Source organism: Paenibacillus sp. GSMTC-2017 (genome assembly GCF_016019935.1).
In the GTDB taxonomy this organism is placed as follows: domain Bacteria; phylum Bacillota; class Bacilli; order Paenibacillales; family Paenibacillaceae; genus Pristimantibacillus.
The window spans coordinates 450,708-468,692 of record NZ_JAECMT010000004.1 but is presented as its reverse complement, the minus strand read 5'-3'; the positions used below and the strand labels follow the sequence as shown (position 1 = coordinate 468,692).

Here is a 17,985-nt window from a genome sequence, read left to right as displayed (position 1 = left end):
TTCTATGATCTATATTATTGAAAAGTGAGGGATCATTTATATGAATCAGCAGCAACCGTTAGTAAGTGTCATATTGGCAACATACAACCGTGCATCAATAATATCTAGCTCAATTGAGTCTGTAATAAAACAGACCTATACGAATTGGGAGCTTATTATAGTGGATGATAGGAGTACAGACAATACGAAGGAACTTATCGAACAATATATACGTAAAGATGCCCGAATTAGATATGCCGTGAACGATCGCACAAAAGGAGTTCCAGGGCCAAAAAACTGTGGGATGCTCCAGGCCAAAGGTGAATATATCGCCTTTCTTGACTCTGATGATCAATGGTTTGATAATCATTTGACAGATAGTATTCGAGTTATACAGGATAACAAGGTTGATATTTGCTTCGCCTTTTGGAAGGAACAAGTCAACGGTAAAGTAAAGGATGTATTCGACGATAGTAGTTATCAAAAACGGCTGGAAAGCGTGCGGAATAACTTTGAAGTGCAGGATGATGTCATTGTTTTTCCTGCCCAATCAGGACTGTTAGAAAAATATATTACCGATACACTTAGTATATTTAACATTATTACAATGGTATTTAAGAGGTCATTGCTAGATACGTTTGAACTGTTTGGCGAAGGATTTGAGGCCGGCGAAGATGCTGCCTTTATCATTAACTTCTTTGATCATTGTCGTATTGCCCTACATTGTAAACCTCACTTTGTATACAATTTATCGCAAGACAGCGTTTATTTCTTCTGTGATAGGAAAACACTAGATCCTGACACACTCTTTGAAAATAAAGATGTACTAAACAAGCTTGAATTGATAGGTTTACGCACCGTGACCTTTAAGATGCATCTCAGAAGAAAGATCGAAGGCTTTGAGCCTTCGCAAAGAAAGAAACTGCTGCTTCTGTCGGACTATGCCTTGGCCAGACAATTTTACACACTGAGTTATATCAATCGAACAGAACAAAAGAAGGCTCTGCGTTATTGCTGGATGTCAATGAAGCATAACGTCAATTTGTTTAATATTTTGCTAATGTTTTATATTGTGATCACTAAGAAGAAACGGAATAATTTTTTAAAAAGACCTGTAGACCTGTGGTAATTTCTAGACTGTAAACAGCTTGGCTCACATCTCGTGCGGATTTAAGGTATAATGGAGGGATCGTATTTATCAAAAAGTTGGAGGCTCCCTGTAATTGAGCAATTACCCTTTTGTTGTAGATCCTAAAATCCCTTTTATACAGCAGGCTAGCGACTGGATTGCTGACGTGTTTTATGAAGTATTGCCTGACGCAGGTTTCGAAACCCGTGATGAGCAAATCTATATGGCTTTTCAGTTGGAACGAGCATATAGCACCAAAGGCACTATTTTTGCTGAAGCTGGCGTAGGTACAGGTAAGACTATCGTCTATCTGCTCTATGCGCTATGTTATGCACGATATACAAGAAAACCAGCGATTATTACTTGTGCGGACGAATCACTTATTGAGCAATTAGTGAAGCCGGAAGGCGATATCGCTAAGCTTGCTAAACATCTTGGTTTAACGATCGATGCTAGACTTGGCAAATCTCCAGACCAATATATTTGTTTGAACAAGCTAGATGAAGTAAGAACGTTCGAGCTGGAAGATGGCATGTATCGTGACATATACCGCAGTCTACCTGACTTTGTTCACACACCTAGTACGATGCAAGCTTTTTATCCGTATGGCAATCGTAAAGACTATCCAGATCTAACGGATGAGCAATGGGATAAGCTTGGGTGGGACGTGTTCCAAGATTGTCTTGTCTGTAGTCAACGTCATCGCTGCGGTCAGACGATCTCTCGCGACCACTATCGGAAAGCGCCTGATCTCATCATCTGCTCCCATGATTTTTATATGGAGCATGTGTGGACGTATGATGCTAGAAAACGTGAAGGTCAACTTCCGTTACTTCCTGAGCATAGTTCCGTCGTATTCGATGAAGGACATTTGTTAGAAACGGCTACACAAAATGCATTAACGTATAAGCTTAAACATTCTGTGTTCGAGGCTATCGTTACAAGACTATTGCAAGGTGAAGTTCGCGAGGTGTTCGCAGTCGCTATTGAAGACGCCATTGAAGCTAGCGAATCGTTGTTCCGCCTCTTAGAGCGGACAAGTCGTAAAGTGTCTGCCTCTGATCGGAAAGAAGTTGTTCTTGATGACGTCATGTTACGGTCCGTTTCGCGCCTTCGCGATCGATTAGCTCAGATTGAGGAAGAGCTAGTATTCGAAAGCGGTATGCACACGCTTGATTCTTATCAAATGAAAATCGTAGAAGAACATATCGAGATGATCGGCATTGCGCTTGCTCTGTTTGAAAAGCCGAAAGACCTTATTTCGTGGGTAACTGAAGATCGGAATGAACTTACTTTAGTGCTTATGCCGAAAAAAGTTAAAGAAGTGCTCAAGGAAAGAGTATTCGGACAACAAATGCCGGTTGTATTCTCTTCCGCTACATTATCGGTCAACGATAGCTTTGATTATATTTCGGGTAATTTAGGCATTGAGACGTACTTGTCGTTCTCCGTCCCATCTCCGTACGATTATTCGGAGCAAATGGAAGTGGCACTGTTGCCTGACAATGACGAAACGAATAAGTTTGAGCAAACCGTTGATCTGATTGCGCAAACAGGTGGTCGCTCGCTCATTTTGTTCCCTTCCCAAGAGGAATTGAATGCATTCAAAGGGAAGATGGACGAGCTTGGGGAGTCAGCGGTTAGTGGTTATCGTTTCTTCTATGAAGGAAGTGCCGAAATTAGCCACCTGATCTCTATGTTCCAAAACGATGAGACAAGCGTTCTTTGTGCAGTCACGTTATGGGAAGGACTTGATATTCCAGGTCCATCGCTGTCCCACGTTATTATTTGGGACTTGCCATTCCCTTCGAATGATCCAGTGTTTACAGCTAGACGTAATGACTCTGCAAATCCATTCGAGGAAGTCGATATGCCATATATGATGCTTCGTTTACGACAAGGCATTGGCCGACTAATCCGCTCACGCGAGGATAGCGGTAAAGTTTCCATTATGGGCCGAGAACTTTCACGCCCTGATGTACAAGAACAAATAAAATCGTTGCTTCCTTAGGGAGCAACGATTTTTTCATTTTGGAGTAGACGATATACGTATTCGTTTGATAAACGCAGTTCTGTAATACGCACTCTACTAATAGCTATTATACTGATCCGCTAACGAATCGTATTGTGCTTATATGGAAGAAAATAACGTGTAAATTCGTCTAACGAACTCCAGTGTCGTTAGCGCGTTGTTTTTGAGCGAAATATAGCCACTCTACTCGGAATAAGCTTTCCGGAGTTCGTTAAACGTTTCGAACGGTACAATTTGGTCAACTAAGAGGTACTGGGTTCGTTAGCCATACGTTCGGAAATGTGCGCTAACATTAATAACAACTACTATGCTTACCCGCTTGCCAATTGTGCACCCTAATCAGTTGCGTTACGTCAAACACTATTGTTGTAATTAAGCCTATTTTTCTGCTACTAGTTTTGAGGAAATGACATCAAGCGTATAACGAGCTGCTTTAGTAAAATCACCTTTGCCAGCGGTTTCATAGTCAACGATATTAATTTGTTCTCCTGATGGCACATCTACCGGACCTTCACTCAACGTGTTGATCTCTGCCGTTCCGAGCACCTTTCCTTGTTCGTCATAGTACGTCACAACTGCTTCAATTCGATAGTTACCTTCCTTAAACACTCCCATTGGAAATCTTACCTTCGTATATTCCCCGCTCTTTATCGTTTCCATATATCCAACACCTAGAAGGCCAGACTTATCCTTCACATGTAGGTCGGGTGGTAGAAAACTATCGTGCGGTACAGGCCACACATTTTCTAAAGTAGCGAAAGAATAACCCGTTACATCCTGCTCCGTTATCGCTTCAATCTCCTTTAGCTGATCGCCCTTTGTAGTGAAGGGCACTTTTATCGCTACTTTTCCAAGCAACTTACTAGAATCATCATAAAACGCAAGATGAGCATTAAGCTCTACCTTATTAGGATCTTCTGCCGCCATCATTCTTTCATACAAAGAGTCAAAATAACGTTGACCCGCATACAACTCCCCTGTAACTTTACTCTTATTTCCATCCTTCACCACTTTCAGGTGACCCGCCTTCACCCCGCCAACAAAACTAATTGCATCAAAACGGTCATCCACTCGAATCGTCTTTTTGGCTTCATCATAAATAACCACTGCATCCAAGCTCTCTGCCATATAGCGTACTGGCACATATGTACGACCATCGTGTTTCAAAGTATGGTACCCTGGTTCAAGTTCTCTTTCTACCCCGTTAAACTCGTACTTCACTGGAAATAGAATAGCTCTAATTCCATCATTAGCATAAACAGCCGAAGCACTTGCGAACACGATCCCGCATACAAATCCAAATAGATATTTTCTCACTGTCGATTCCTCCTGTAATAATATTACTTATTCATATAGATGCATCTATTCATCTAAAGGTTTCGCTGGATAGATGCATTATTTTGAGCTATCTAAACTCATGGCATATGTCCATATAAAAAGAGCAATAATTTGCTATTTTTATAGCTCAAGCACTGCTCTTTTTTCTATTAAAACCATAAATTGTGATGATCTTATTGAAATGAATGTCAGAGATAAAAAAACGATATCTTATCCGTCTGCGTTTAGATATAATGTCCTAGGGAATTGCGATATTTTCCCATACTATTTAGTTATTAAGTAGTATCTCTGTCACACACATGTTTTTTATTCAGAATAGGAGATGAATCGATTGAAACGAATTACAATTTCATTATTAGCGTTTTTAGTTTTGTTTACTTCCACCTTTTTCCCTTATAAGGAAACGGGTACAGTCAGTGCAAGTCCAATAACTGTAGAGAATGTGGAGCCTTCCACACCATCTAAGATTGCAGAGACATTGGAATCTTCTGCACCAACAGTGGCGAGGGACACTACACCTCCTGAGCTCGTGAGTCTCGATGTAACTCCAAAAAAAGCTACTGTAGGGGAAACAGTATACTTTAAGGCTAAAGCTACTGATGACCTTTCCGGAATTAGAAGTTTTTCTTTACTCTACAATTATTTTGCAAGTAATAATGCCTATGCAGAAACAATAAGACTTGAATTAATATATAACTCAAAAAATGACTTGTGGGAGGCTGAACATACATTTAATAAATATACTGGCAATGGGACAGTAGAATTTCAACACATGATGATGTATGATCAATCATTTAATGTCACTTCTCTACTTAGATATCAGCTCGATGATAACGGAAAGTATGATTTTATGGTAATAAACCCTACTGGTGGTGATATTGAAGATCCAATTCTACAAAATATTGATATCAGTACAAATGAAATAAATGCTCCCGGTACTGTTCAACTTACTATTTCTGCTAAAGATAATAAGTCAGGTGTTGATTCTATAGAAATTTATTATTCATCTCCAAACCTGAAAAACGACAATAATAAATATGCAAAAGCACTTTATAATTCTCACACTGGAAAATGGCATGCCCAACTAAATTTCAGTGCATATGATCAAAAAGGGCTTTGGACCATAGATCGAATTTATATAAAAGATGCCATCGGGAATAGTACTACTCATAATAGACTAATGTTGACGGAATCTTATAAGTTGGATATAAATGTTATTAATGAAAATGAAGATACTGTTCCACCAACATTATTAGATATTAAAATAAGTCAAAACTCTATTGATGCTGGTGGAACCATTAACTTCGAAGCAACAGCTAGTGATAATCTCTCAGGTATAAAACATATTGATTTAAATTATTTCATTACAATTAACGAATATCCAATTTCACATAATGTAAGATTATACTACGACTATGCTCATAAAAAATATACCAGTCGATTATCGGTTTCAGATTCGCATTATAAAGGTTATTGGATCTTGAACGGTGTTATCGTATACGATAACGTACAAAACAGTACAGCAATCTCTAGGCAAAAACTGAATAAAGGAAAGGCGCTCGACATTCGTGTTGCTGTTCCAGAAAATAGTGATGTGACTCCTCCTAATAAACCTATCGTTGATGATGTTTACTATCATGATAACCTTGTTTCTGGCACAGCTGAGCCAAACTCAATCATATCGATTGAATTAGAGAATGGATTATGGACAGCTCATCCTGTAGGAGAAGAAGGAACGTTTCAAGTGTATCTAAAATCCCCTTCACCAGCAGGAGCAGTACTTAAAGCATTTGTGACTGATAGATATGGTAATTCAAGTGAAGCAACGACTATCGTTGTAAAAGGAGGCCACGCTCAATTTCCAGCAAAAGTATTTCAAATTTATGAGTACATTAAATTTGGTGAACTCGAAGTTACTTTTACAAGCGGATTAACCCCTTTCGATATGAAAAAAGAAATTACGATAACATCTGAAAACAGCAAAGAAGCAGTGGACTTTACTGTAGTCAGTTCTGACTTTATTTTCGGAAAAATAGTTTTACAAATTAAAAACCCTATTGTTGGACAACAATATAACGTTAGTTTTTCCGACAAATTTAAGCTGCCCGAAACGTTAGATCGTACAGTAAGTTGGTCACTCAGTGAAAATAATACCGAAGTAGTATATACTACATTCCCTCTTAAGCCTTCTATAAATAATGATTTTATGGCGGCTTTGATTATGCCTTATACAGGATTTGAAACGTCGAAACTGTCTGCGAAAGCCTACAAGGCAGGCACAGATCAATTGATGGATGAAACCTTCGTCTTGAAAGAAATTAAGATGGGGAATACAAAAAAACAGTTTACATTCACTTTTTCGTCAAGTTCCGTCGAACTTGTTGATATTTATTTCTACTACGATGCATTACTACTCGGAAAAAAGAATAATGTATTGATAGCTACTAAAAACGATTCTACTAATAATAATCCGATTTGGTGGCTCGACTCAGGGATCATAGATTTACATACTCTTAGTTCTTCAAGCGTTTTGATTAATTGGGGTACAGCACATGATGTAACAGGAATAACGCAATATCGGATTATAGCAAATGGGGAAGTCATTGATACTGTACCCGCTGATTTTCACTCGTACAAAATTACTAATTTATCTCTAGATACGTTGTACAGCATTTCTGTTGAAGCTGGTAATGCACAAGGTTTATGGACAACTAATGGTGGAACTTATGACTATAAGACTCCAGGACCGGATAAAGTAGTAACAGGAATGGAGCAGTACTCCAATGTTTTAGGGGGGTTCTATCTTGATTTGGCCGGTGTAAGTGATGAGGAAATTAAACAAGGTTTAAAAGTCTATTACTTAGATCAAGGCATTAAAAAGTACGTAGATTTTACTATAATGGTTGGAATGTCTTCCTATCATCCATATCTTGTTTTAACTGCTGCAAAAATGAACACTGACTTCTTTGTCGAAACTGTAGCGCCTCTGCAAACTAAAGAAGGCATTAATACTACTTTGCGCTGGACAAGTACACTAAATAAAAGTAAAGTACTACAACATACAACACCTAGTACACCTTCTGTTAATAAAGATTTTACTTTTAAAGTTATATTAGATAATGAACATGGATCCGGTTACGGAAATGTAACACGAGATAATTTTAAACTACTGCCACTAAAAGCTGGTACGAATGAGCTAGCAAGCGGAAATCTAGTAATTAAAGATATACAGGTAGGGGAAGACCTAAATGGTGATGGATCATTTGATACAAAAGAGGAATCCATCCACTTTATAACCGCAACCTACTCCGCACCCGAAAAAATTGATATTCAAGTAGCAGTGGACGATGTTATATTGCCAGAGAAGCTAACAAACCTAAACTTCATTTCGAGTGGTGGTACTGGAGGAACACGTCCGCCAGGTGGAGGCGGTGGCGGCGGTATGCCTTCATCATCTGAGCTAGTAGAAACGAGTGAAGGTCTACAAATTAAAGGTGACATGAAGCAAGTAGACTGGAAAAACGTCATCTCAACGCTCACCAAGAGCAAAAAGAATCAAATCGAGCTAGAGTTAGCTGGCACAATCAGCATCCCGCTTGATGCAATACTTAAAGGAAAAGCAGACTTGCCAAGCGGATACATGCAGTTTAAGTCAACAGCTGGCATCGCTAAGTTTAACTTAAAACAAATCGATGAGAACTGGATTGCCGAACAGTTTGGCGATAAAGATAAGTCATTACAACTAGTGGTAGAAACACAACAATCCAGCCCTACAGACACTAATAGCAAAATTGTTGCTACGTCTCTACCAGTAAAGATGTATGTACAGAGTGGTGATAAAAAGGTCGAAGTAGACTGGCTTTCATCGCAGGTTCTTTTGCCAACTAACTATTCAGGTGACGTTATACTAGTGAAAAAGAATGCTCGTACAAATGAATGGGTGTATGTACCGTCACGTACTATTCAACAAGGCACTAGTCAAATTGTAGAAGCTACAAATCTAACAAGTGATGTTTTATATCTAATCAATCAGCAGATATCTTTCAGTGACATGAAAGGACATTGGGCAGACAAGGACATTTCTTGGCTTGCTTCTCGTTATATCGTTAAAGGAAATAGCAAAGGATCGTTTAATCCGCAAAATGACATTTCGAGAGCCGAGTTTACATCATTGCTTATTCGTATTCTTGGCATTGAAGAAGATACTAAGCAATCGACTAGTACATTTAAAGATGTTGATACAAAAGCATGGTATTTCGATGATATTAACACCGCATTGAAATTAGGACTAGTATCTGGCGTCGATAAAGATCAATATGCACCAAACAAATCAATTACACGCGAAGAAATGGCTGTCATGATTAGTAAAGCTCTAAAGTACCTTGGTAAAGATGTACCTGCTAAAGAAACAGATTCTCAAGGACAATTTAAAGATGCTAACCTTATCTCTTCATGGGCAAAAGACGCTGTAAAACTTATGGTGGACACGGGTTTAATGCAAGGGAAAGGTGACCAGCAATTCGACCCTACTAATTACGCAACCCGAGCAGAATCAGCTGTTTTGATTAAAAAGCTACTTCAGCTTCAATAAGTTTCATTCATTAATAAAAAGCAGGTCCACAAGTAGATTTAAACTACTAGTGAACCTGCTTTTTTTCATGTCTATTATTCGTTCCCCGCTCGCATTTGCTTACTCCGCAATTGCCCACAAGCTGCATCAATATCTGCACCATGCTCAAGCCTTACGCTAACACTAATACCTTGCTTCTTCATAACGTCATAGAACGCGCGAATAGACTCTTGTTCGCTTCGCTGATATTGACTATGCTCATCAACCGGATTATACGGTATAAGATTGACGTTAACCAGCTTGCTGCGACTGCGCATTAGCTCGGCAAGTTCCAACGCTTGTTCGACACCGTCGTTAACGTCCTTCAGCAAAATATATTCCATCGTCATTCTGCGTCTTGTCGTCGCCAAATAATAATCGATCGCTTCCATCAGCTTCTCAATTGGAATCGCTTTGTTGATCTTCATAATTCGAGTACGAAGTTCATTGTTCGGGGCATGTAGTGATACAGCGAGATTAACATTCAGATCACTGTCAGCAAACTCTCTGATCTTTCCAGCAAGTCCACTCGTCGATACAGTAATATGCCTCGCTCCAATAGCTAACCCTTTATGATCCTTCACAACACGGATAAAGTCGGTCATATTCGTAAAGTTATCGAACGGCTCGCCAATGCCCATGACAACGATATGACTGACTCGTTCTCCTTCACCCGTCGTATCAAGATGCAATTGTACACGCATAATTTGTTCGACGATTTCCCCGCTCGACAAATCACGGCTTTTCGCAATTAATCCACTAGCGCAGAAGCTACATCCGATATTACAGCCAACTTGCGTCGTTACGCATACTGATAAGCCGAACTTGTGGCGCATAAGTACCGTTTCGATCAGATTTCCGTCATATAGCTTAAATAGAAATTTAACTGTGCCATCTCTAGACTCTTGCTTCACATGTTCTGCCATTGTACTAATGGAAAAGTTCTCTTGCAATAATGTGATACATTCCGCTCTAACTTCAGTCATCTCATCAAAGGATGTAACTCTTTTCCGATATAACAGCTCCCACACTTGAGTAGCTTGAAACTTCCGAAATCCTCGTTCTTGCAGCCAAACCGTTAATTGATCTAATGTTAATCCATATATGGATGGTTTATTCATCTCATGATCCTTCTTTCAAGCCTCTATGATTAAAGTGCGCTCCGCTTATGTCCCGTATGGGCTTGCAGTCTGTCTCTTATTGTCCCAAAAATAATGGCTGAACACAAGGGGAGAGTCACCTTTATTCAGCTTCACTTTTACGAACACGCTCAATCCGCTTCTTCATGTCATTATAACTGATTGCACCAAGAAAACGTTCACGAATGACCCCTTCATCGCCCACAATAAATGTAGTCGGGTACGCCCTCACATCGTATTCAGACTCAGCATCACCACGAGCATCTAATACGACTGGGAACTCAAAGCCCTGTTTCTCTATATATTGCTTCACATGAGTTGCATTAAGTTCTTGACTCGTAACGTTCAAAGTTAATATGGCAACATCACTTTCGGTTGCTTGATAATGCTCATATAACTTCTGCACATGTGGCATCTCTGTCTTACAAACTTTGCACCATGTCGTCCAAAAGTTGATCATTACCGTCTGTCCACGATAATCTTTAAGCGATACTCGTTCACCCTTCCAATCAACAAGCTCAAAGCCCGGTGCTATATTTCCTTCACGAGGGCCAACAATCGATGACCCCTCTGCAGACCCTAGCCTTTGTTTAGATAATACGCCGTTCTGCAACTGGTCGTAAAATGTGTAACTTAGTAACACTAAAACGAGCAGGAAGACCGCTCCCTGCGTAAGTACCCGGGGACTACGTAAGCCTCCATCGCCAAATTTGCCCTTCATCCTAGACCACAATGATGGATGAAGTAGTACTATACCCACTCCAAGCGAGAGCAGTAATCCAACACATTGCAGAAGTTGTACCGACTCCCCTATTACAATAACAGCAAGCAAATAAGCCGTCACCCACCATGACAGCAGTACCCCTGTCCATTGTAACGACTCTAGTTGTCCAACTATTCTCTTATACTTATACCAACACCAACCTACTGCCGTCACTGTGGCAAGCCAAAAACCCCAAACTCCACCGCTAAAGAACAGTAGAGAAAGAGGCTCTCGAATAACGCTCATTGGATCAATTAGAAGCAAACTACCCTTCCAGACCGCAATCCACAGAATAATAGCACTCCAACCTATGGATACAATCTTTTCTTTGTTAGGGTTCTTCCTGCTCCGTAGCCGGAGGGCAAATACAGCAACAATACCTGCAGCCAAATAGATCAGTAGCTCTGTATTCAGAACTAGCGACCCGATTTGAATATTTGTCATCATGTTCATCGCCTGACCTTCTACGAAGGATTAATGAGAATATATTCCGCTCATCGTCTCGTACAGCTATTATATCATGGCTTCTACTTTAGTTGCTCCGCTGCTCGCACAAGTATCCCCTTCGGAACATTTGAAGATTCCGTCCCGATATTAATCACATATTGAGAATTCCCAGCCGTTTCTGTCCACATCACATTTTGATAAAAATGACTTTTACTAAAAGGAACGCTATCACTGCTCGTGTAGTGAGCATTTAAACCTTTTACCTTTAACTCCTCGTATTGAACAGATTTAGGAGCAATCAAATTCATATTGTGTTCATCAGACGAAATCACTTCAACCATTATTGAAAGTTGCTCCCCTACAGCATTGGAATAAATCAACGTAACCTTATTCAATAGTTTCCGCTCATCCTCAATCTTCATCCAAGTAATACCTTTTCCAGTGTCCTTGCTTTCCTTCTTCAGCACTTGTTGAATCTGTGGAGCATCCTTAGTAAATGAAAAGGAAATGTCCGCTTCTCCCTGATAAGCGTGCTTAAAGCGGAACTGATTGGGCAGTTCCATCGGTATAATTACTCCTATTCCACTCTGGGTGAGTAATTGTTCTGCCCCTTCAAATTCGTCAATTAAGATCGGCTGAAACACGCCAATCATCGGCATCGATCTATAAAGAGAGTGAGAAGATTCTGCTAACGCCGATACATACAGGTAGGCTGATTCCCCCGGCTCAAGATGACTTCTAATCTCTTCTCTCTTTGTACTAATTTCGTTTAAAACCGCCTTATCCAACGTCATATCCTCGCTTGCGGTGCGGAGCTGAAATGACCACCGACCAAACTTATCGTCGGCCAATAGCTTACTGCTTCCATAAGCAAATCCTGATAGAACAATGACAGCAAGCACAACACCTATCGTCCATCTCGTTGTCTTCGTTTGTTTTCGATAGGAACGTGTCCGCCCTGCCACACTGTTTTTCCGAAACGAAGCCATAACCTTTGGATTCATTTCACTTGCCCCATTAATTGCTCGTGACTTCCTTGCATACTCCGTTTTCAGTTTTTCCTCAATGGACATAGGTAGACACCTCCTTCTCTTCACCTCTATCTTCCAAACAATACCTTAACTTCTTAAGTGCCGCATGATTTCTAGATTTTACTGTGCCAATAGGTATAGAGAGCACTTCCGCAATCGTTTCGAGCGAATAATCTTGGTAATATCTTAATACGATAACTTCCCGAAGATTACGAGACAATCGATTTACATGTGGTAGAACTTCCTCACTATTACCAATCGCATCAATACCAGTATCTATTAATGACTGTTGCGGCGATCCTAGAGATTTCACTTTGTCCATCAATCGAAAGCTCCGCCATATTCGCCTCTTCCAACTACGAGATTGTCGAATGATTAAGCCATTAAACCATGGTAAAAATGGTTTGTCCAAGCTGTAACTGCTAAGTGAACGAAACAGAGCAATGTACACTTCACTCGAAATATCTTCCACATCCCGCTCGTTTCCGATCAAAAAGTAGACCATACTATATGTATGTGCACGTGTAGATTCAAAGAAAGCGCTGAACGCCTCCTCGTCTCCATCCCTTATCCGAGCAACCAAAAACAGCAAATGTTGTTCATCCACCTATTCAACCCCCTTTCTGTATGCCTGTCCTGTCAGTTATACGACAACTACTAAAGGAAACATCACTTCACCATCACTGTAAAAGGAACGGTAATAACGTTACCTTTGTATTGAAATTGACCCCATATTTTATATATACCGGCCTTAGGAAACTCCGCATGAAACATGACATTCCCCTCTGCGCTCATGTCATCCATTGCATGAACATGCACATACTCTTCGGCCTTTTCATCCAAAATAACGCAATGACCACCCGTTCCAAGAAACCGCTCCAACTGAACAGGTTCCCCCGTTAACGAATCCTCATATTGAAAGTTAAGCATAACCATCTGCTTTGCCCGAATTTCTTTGAAGCTTGGCATGGCGGATAAAGTAAACGAAATACCATCTACTATTTTCGTATATATTTCATCTATCTTCACATCTATAGGATCGCGTTCAACTCCCGGTGCCTCCAACCATTGTTTGTAGACAGTTACACCTTTGTTGTCTGGAATAAATTCGGTAACGAGCAAATAATCTCCTCCATAGGGGAGATTAAGCTCGGTACGGAACGCTCCATCTCCCTCGTAAACAGGGTGCAAATGGTCAAAAAATTGAAGACTCCTATCTACAACAATCAGATGCATAAGCTTCGTCATATCTTCTGAAAATACATTTACCAGCTTATCAGACGGGTTAAGCACATGTAAGGTAAGCGGCATATTCGCCTGACCCATCTCTAGACGCACCTTATACCCTTGATCAGAAACAGCCAGCTCTCCACCTTGTTGCAAGTAGGGTAATACACCGCTTGTAGGCGGATCAATCTCTGTATTAAAGACTGGCGGTAGCGATCGAAGCAACATCGAAATAACGACGAGCCATATGATCAAAATGATATATGCTTTTCTCCATTTAGCCCCCACTTACCCCACCTCGCTTAGGCGAAAATGCCAGCAAGCTAACCGCGATGGAAGCAAGTGCAGATTGAACGATAGAACCTGTCCATAACTCAACCTCCCAGCCGATGCCCGATGTCAGATGGAGCCATCCAAAGTAAAGACTCCACAGTATGATGGGTACTACCGCCGCTACTATGCGATAGGCCCATATCCGCCCGTCATATGGACGCAACAAGACATATAACACATCTCCTACTAAACCTGCCGTCAAAGCAATTACGATAACTGTATAATGACGAAATCCATCAAGAGAACCATTTAGCGCAGTAATCATACCTAGGTATACCGTTATCGTTCCTAAAGGGACAGTCCAACGCTTCATTAGAAGAAACAAGGGGATCATAAGCAACATCGTATTAATGAGAATATAACTTAGCCCTCGATATTCGTTATTAGTCACAATAAGGCTAAGACCATATTCATTATTCAACCAATCAATACTTGCTTTAGAAGGCAGATTGAAGTTAAACATCCATGAATACATTAGAAAAAAGCTTGAAGCTGCTGCAGCCAGCGTAATAGATAAGAAGACAGGAAGGAAAGCCCCCCATCCAAGCTTCCCCCTTCCTCCATTGAACTTCGCCGCATTATACGGACTCGACAACAGAAGCAGCGAGCCAACTAGAAGGATGAGATGCGATGGGCTAAGGAGTGCAGCCGTATCCTTTTCGATTCCGAAGATAGTATGCCATGTCATATCACCAAGCCCGCCTAACAAGAAAAGCAACACACCCCATAAGCCAGGGGTATATCCTCTCGGTATGGAATGTTTCCAAGAGGTGTTACCATTCCGCCAATTGCGAATAACCAAATAAACCATCCAAACAGCCGCGGTCAGAAATGCAGCGTACAAATTAGCGTGCCAAGGAGTAAAAAAGGTTTCAATTGCATTATGACGATGCGCGTATCCATCAATAAAAATAGCAATAACTAACCACATACCAAGCAATATCGTTACATAATGTTGAATAAGCGTTGCTTGTTTCGTTGCAATTAAAAGTTGTGAGGTATCCTTATGCATCCCCATACTATTTATTTGTCCCATTTAATAATCCACTTATAAAAGATACTTTTCCATCCGTAATAAAAAATTCCAAAATCATTCCTAGCTGCTTATCTCTATAGCCGATTACAACGGTACCCTCCAATTTACTTTGAGCAAAACTATTACCATAAAGCTCAGCAATACGGCTTTCCGGATCACCGATCTTCACACCTTGACCCGTCATTGTTCCCTCTTTAAAAGTAAAACCAATTAACTTATCCTCTACAAATGTGTACTGATAATCATCATATTCAACTACCGTTCCTTCTCGATTATTTGTACCTGTAACTTTTGACTCACCCTTCTGTTCCTTAACCTCAGCCTCTGTAATATCTAGTTTACTGAGCCCGCCTTTCTCCATGCTAAGATCGGTACTCTCTAGGTCGTTGTAATGATCAAGCGAAATCATCTTATCCCCTGAACAAGCACTTAAAAGCAACACCATTCCAATAACTACGATAAGGACTATTTTTTTCATTACTTCCTCACCCTCCCAAATATCTCTTTATGGCCATTCCTCATATATTGGCTCGATATGGGAAAAAGGTTCTATTTTCCAAACTAAAATATTGTCTGACTGGGCTAACTGCCGATTTACAACATCGCTTACACAAAAAAACGCCCCAAAAGGGCGTTCAATAAGCGTGTCCATATACAAGTGATGACCTAGCCAATTAGCGCTTCACGCTGTGCCTTCGTCAAGCTTTTAACTACTAAATCGTAAGAATGATCAATCATCGATTTTAGCTCAGCATCCGGTACAGTTCCGTCCATCGTGACAGTGTTCCAATGCTTTTTGTTCAAATGATACCCAGGCTTAACCGCCTCATGCTCCATTCGTAGTAACTCAGCCATATGCGGTTCGCATTTCAATGAAATATTCGCCACACTGCCATTAACTCCAATAATCGCAAACATCTTCCCGCTAACCTTCATTACAAGCGGTTCGGGCCCGAACGGATAATCATCGAACGCTCCATTATATGTCATGCAATGCTCCAATAATGCTTGCCTTGTCTGCATTCGCAATAGTCCCCTTTCTATCCCATCAAAAAAAGAGAGTAGAACCCCAAAATCATAGGAGTCTCTACTCTTCTTTGTACACGATTATGTGCTTAATCGCAACTACTCAGCTTTTACCGCAGGTGCATTTTTTTGAATCAATGAAATTTGACCGGCATGAATGCCCGTATGATACATCAAGCGGCCAATAGCTTCTATCGGTGTTGATGGCCCCATTGGAGATTCAACTGGCTGATGCCACTTCTCATCCGGCAAGTTTTTCATCGCTTCTATTAAATAGTTGTTGGATTGCTCAAGCAAAGCAACAAGCTCCTCCAAATTTGTAAAGGTAGGCTTGTTCTTACCGCCTCCAGGGCCGCGGTTTGTAACAACCTCAAGATCAGCTGGCATCGGAGCGCCGAAGAACCAGTCTGCAAACATATACTCTACTTCTGCATTATGGCGCAACATATAACCGATAGATGCAGGACCGATTTGCAAGACCAAATCTTGCTCAGGCAATGCTTTTACCATCTTATGAAAACGACTTTGAATCGATTCCCATATCGGCAATACAGTAGCAAACGACATATTATATTCTCTCCTTTATCCTTTACTTTTTAGCTGAAGAAGAATGTCCATCTCTTGCAACGTGCTCGAAACGCTCGCCGGACAGATCAATATCAAATGCTAAGCCGAAGCCTGCAACGTAACGACCTTCTGACAGTGTTAGCTCGAACAGTGAGAAATCAAGACCACGAAGCATGCCGATCATGGGCTTGCCAAACCGATCTTCAAACTTTTCGAACACTTCCGAGTAACCTTCGTTACCAAGATTAACTGCTTGACCTACGAAACGCGCGCGCTGGCGAGCGAACAGATTTTGTGTATTGGCTTCATCAGCAATAAGCATCACATCAACTTCAGGATTTTCTTCAAGGTAGCGGAAGTGATGAGCAATTGTACTAATATAAATATAAACTTTACCTTCGTGCATAACGTAAGGAGCATTCGAAATAAACGGTTTCCCTTCGCTTGTCAGCGTACTGAGCATAACTGATTTCAGACTCTCTGTGAACGTCAAATACTGTTCTTTTAATGCATCAAAATCCAATGCTTTCAAAGTTACCCCTTCTTTCTTCTTTTATTTTCCGTAAAATATGAATGCGCGGTGCCTGATCATATTCATCATACTGAATTTCAGTTTCAACGCCATAGACATTACGAATGAGATCCATCGTAAATACTTCTTGCGGCTTCCCATACACATGCATGGAGCCATCCTTAATGACGCACACCTTATCACTATATAGACTGGCATGATTAAGATCGTGTAGCACCATAACGACTGTTAGGTTAAGCTCGCGGTTAAGCTCTCGAACTAACTCTAATACTTCAAGCTGATGACCAATATCAAGAAACGTTGTTGGTTCATCGAGTAGTAGCACTTTCGGACGTTGTGCGAGCGCCATCGCAAGCCAAGCACGCTGCGCTTCTCCACCGGATAAAGAGACGACTAAACGATCTCTGTATTCTTCCATCTTTGTATGATGCAGCGCCCAGTCTACAATTTCCCGATCATCATTCGTTAATCGCTCATACCATTTCTTATGAGGCATACGGCCATAACCGACAAGCTCCTCAACCGTCATATCAGCGGGACTGCTGTTAGATTGGCAAAGCATGCACATAAGCTGGGATCGCTGCCTTGCATTCAGTGACCCCAGCTCCTGGTTAGCAATACATACCTTGCCGCTTTCGCAAGGAATTAATCTTGACATAGCTTTCAAAATCGTTGATTTTCCTGAACCGTTCGGGCCGACGATCGAAACAATCTCGCCTTCGTTTACTTCCAGTGAGAAGTCCTTCACTATCGTACGATCAGCGTAGCTGATTCGTAAGGATTGCACTTGTAACAAG

Annotated in this window: 15 protein-coding genes; 3 read left to right on the top strand and 12 right to left on the bottom strand. The window is 40.8% G+C overall.

Features of this window, described 5'->3' with window-relative positions:
• Positions 1-40: 40 nt before the first annotated feature.
• Positions 41-1,108 (top strand): glycosyltransferase family 2 protein, encoded by a 1,068-nt coding sequence (locus I6N90_RS18145; protein ID WP_197937025.1) that lies wholly within the window; start codon positions 41-43, stop codon positions 1,106-1,108.
• Positions 1,109-1,202: 94 nt separating this feature from the next.
• Complete coding sequence (locus tag I6N90_RS18140) at positions 1,203-3,119, top strand: ATP-dependent DNA helicase (protein ID WP_197937024.1); 1,917 nt, start codon at positions 1,203-1,205, stop codon at positions 3,117-3,119.
• A 399-nt stretch (positions 3,120-3,518) separates the two neighbouring features.
• On the opposite strand, the gene I6N90_RS18135 is transcribed toward I6N90_RS18140, so the two are convergent.
• Positions 3,519-4,457, bottom strand: a complete 939-nt coding sequence (locus I6N90_RS18135) for a stalk domain-containing protein (protein WP_197937023.1) — start codon at positions 4,455-4,457, stop codon at positions 3,519-3,521.
• A gap of 352 nt (positions 4,458-4,809) precedes the next feature.
• On the opposite strand from I6N90_RS18135, the gene I6N90_RS18130 reads away from it, so the two are divergent.
• Complete coding sequence (locus I6N90_RS18130) at positions 4,810-9,069, top strand: S-layer homology domain-containing protein (protein ID WP_197937022.1); 4,260 nt, start codon at positions 4,810-4,812, stop codon at positions 9,067-9,069.
• 74 nt (positions 9,070-9,143) lie between these two features.
• Here the strand turns inward: I6N90_RS18130 and rlmN are convergent, their stop codons facing one another.
• From rlmN to I6N90_RS18075, 11 genes are all read right to left on the bottom strand, one after another.
• Positions 9,144-10,208 (bottom strand): 23S rRNA (adenine(2503)-C(2))-methyltransferase RlmN, encoded by a 1,065-nt coding sequence (rlmN, locus tag I6N90_RS18125; RefSeq protein WP_197937021.1) that lies wholly within the window; start codon positions 10,206-10,208, stop codon positions 9,144-9,146.
• Positions 10,209-10,329: 121 nt separating this feature from the next.
• Positions 10,330-11,442: a TlpA family protein disulfide reductase gene (locus tag I6N90_RS18120; RefSeq protein WP_197937020.1), complete on the bottom strand. Its 1,113-nt coding sequence runs from the start codon at positions 11,440-11,442 to the stop codon at positions 10,330-10,332.
• A gap of 74 nt (positions 11,443-11,516) precedes the next feature.
• Complete coding sequence (locus I6N90_RS18115) at positions 11,517-12,509, bottom strand: hypothetical protein (RefSeq protein ID WP_197937019.1); 993 nt, start codon at positions 12,507-12,509, stop codon at positions 11,517-11,519.
• A complete protein-coding gene (locus I6N90_RS18110) occupies positions 12,499-13,074 on the bottom strand; it encodes a sigma-70 family RNA polymerase sigma factor (RefSeq protein ID WP_197937018.1) in 576 nt (191 codons plus the stop codon). The genes I6N90_RS18115 and I6N90_RS18110 overlap by 11 nt, the downstream gene beginning before the upstream one ends.
• A 62-nt stretch (positions 13,075-13,136) precedes the next feature.
• Entirely contained in the window at positions 13,137-13,982 is an 846-nt protein-coding gene (locus I6N90_RS18105) for a hypothetical protein (RefSeq protein WP_197937017.1), read from the bottom strand.
• Entirely contained in the window at positions 13,972-15,063 is a 1,092-nt protein-coding gene (locus I6N90_RS18100; RefSeq protein WP_197937016.1) for a hypothetical protein, read from the bottom strand. Before I6N90_RS18100 ends, I6N90_RS18105 begins: the two co-directional genes overlap by 11 nt.
• Positions 15,047-15,541: a lipoprotein gene (locus I6N90_RS18095; protein WP_197937015.1), complete on the bottom strand. Its 495-nt coding sequence runs from the start codon at positions 15,539-15,541 to the stop codon at positions 15,047-15,049. The genes I6N90_RS18100 and I6N90_RS18095 overlap by 17 nt, the downstream gene beginning before the upstream one ends.
• 188 nt (positions 15,542-15,729) lie before the next feature.
• Positions 15,730-16,086: an MmcQ/YjbR family DNA-binding protein gene (locus I6N90_RS18090; protein WP_232243090.1), complete on the bottom strand. Its 357-nt coding sequence runs from the start codon at positions 16,084-16,086 to the stop codon at positions 15,730-15,732.
• Between the two features lie 102 nt (positions 16,087-16,188).
• Positions 16,189-16,656 (bottom strand): DinB family protein, encoded by a 468-nt coding sequence (locus I6N90_RS18085; RefSeq protein WP_197937014.1) that lies wholly within the window; start codon positions 16,654-16,656, stop codon positions 16,189-16,191.
• A gap of 22 nt (positions 16,657-16,678) precedes the next feature.
• Positions 16,679-17,188, bottom strand: a complete 510-nt coding sequence (locus I6N90_RS18080) for a HugZ family pyridoxamine 5'-phosphate oxidase (RefSeq protein WP_197937013.1) — start codon at positions 17,186-17,188, stop codon at positions 16,679-16,681.
• Positions 17,169-17,984 carry an ABC transporter ATP-binding protein gene (locus I6N90_RS18075; protein WP_197937012.1) on the bottom strand — a complete coding sequence of 272 codons (816 nt, stop codon included), beginning with the start codon at positions 17,982-17,984 and terminating at the stop codon, positions 17,169-17,171. The genes I6N90_RS18080 and I6N90_RS18075 overlap by 20 nt, the downstream gene beginning before the upstream one ends.
• Position 17,985 lies beyond the last annotated feature (1 nt).

What these genes read in the sequence shown, in the direction of transcription:
- I6N90_RS18115 (WP_197937019.1), bottom strand. Translation starts at nt 12,509, where the DNA reads ATGTCCATTGAGGAAAAACTGAAAACGGAGTATGCAAGGAAGTCACGA.
- I6N90_RS18145 (WP_197937025.1), top strand. Translation starts at nt 41, where the DNA reads ATGAATCAGCAGCAACCGTTAGTAAGTGTCATATTGGCAACATACAAC.
- I6N90_RS18090 (WP_232243090.1), bottom strand. Translation starts at nt 16,086, where the DNA reads ATGCAGACAAGGCAAGCATTATTGGAGCATTGCATGACATATAATGGA.
- I6N90_RS18085 (WP_197937014.1), bottom strand. Translation starts at nt 16,656, where the DNA reads ATGTCGTTTGCTACTGTATTGCCGATATGGGAATCGATTCAAAGTCGT.
- I6N90_RS18095 (WP_197937015.1), bottom strand. Translation starts at nt 15,541, where the DNA reads ATGAAAAAAATAGTCCTTATCGTAGTTATTGGAATGGTGTTGCTTTTA.
- I6N90_RS18100 (WP_197937016.1), bottom strand. Translation starts at nt 15,063, where the DNA reads ATGGGACAAATAAATAGTATGGGGATGCATAAGGATACCTCACAACTT.
- I6N90_RS18120 (WP_197937020.1), bottom strand. Translation starts at nt 11,442, where the DNA reads ATGAACATGATGACAAATATTCAAATCGGGTCGCTAGTTCTGAATACA.
- rlmN (WP_197937021.1), bottom strand. Translation starts at nt 10,208, where the DNA reads ATGAATAAACCATCCATATATGGATTAACATTAGATCAATTAACGGTT.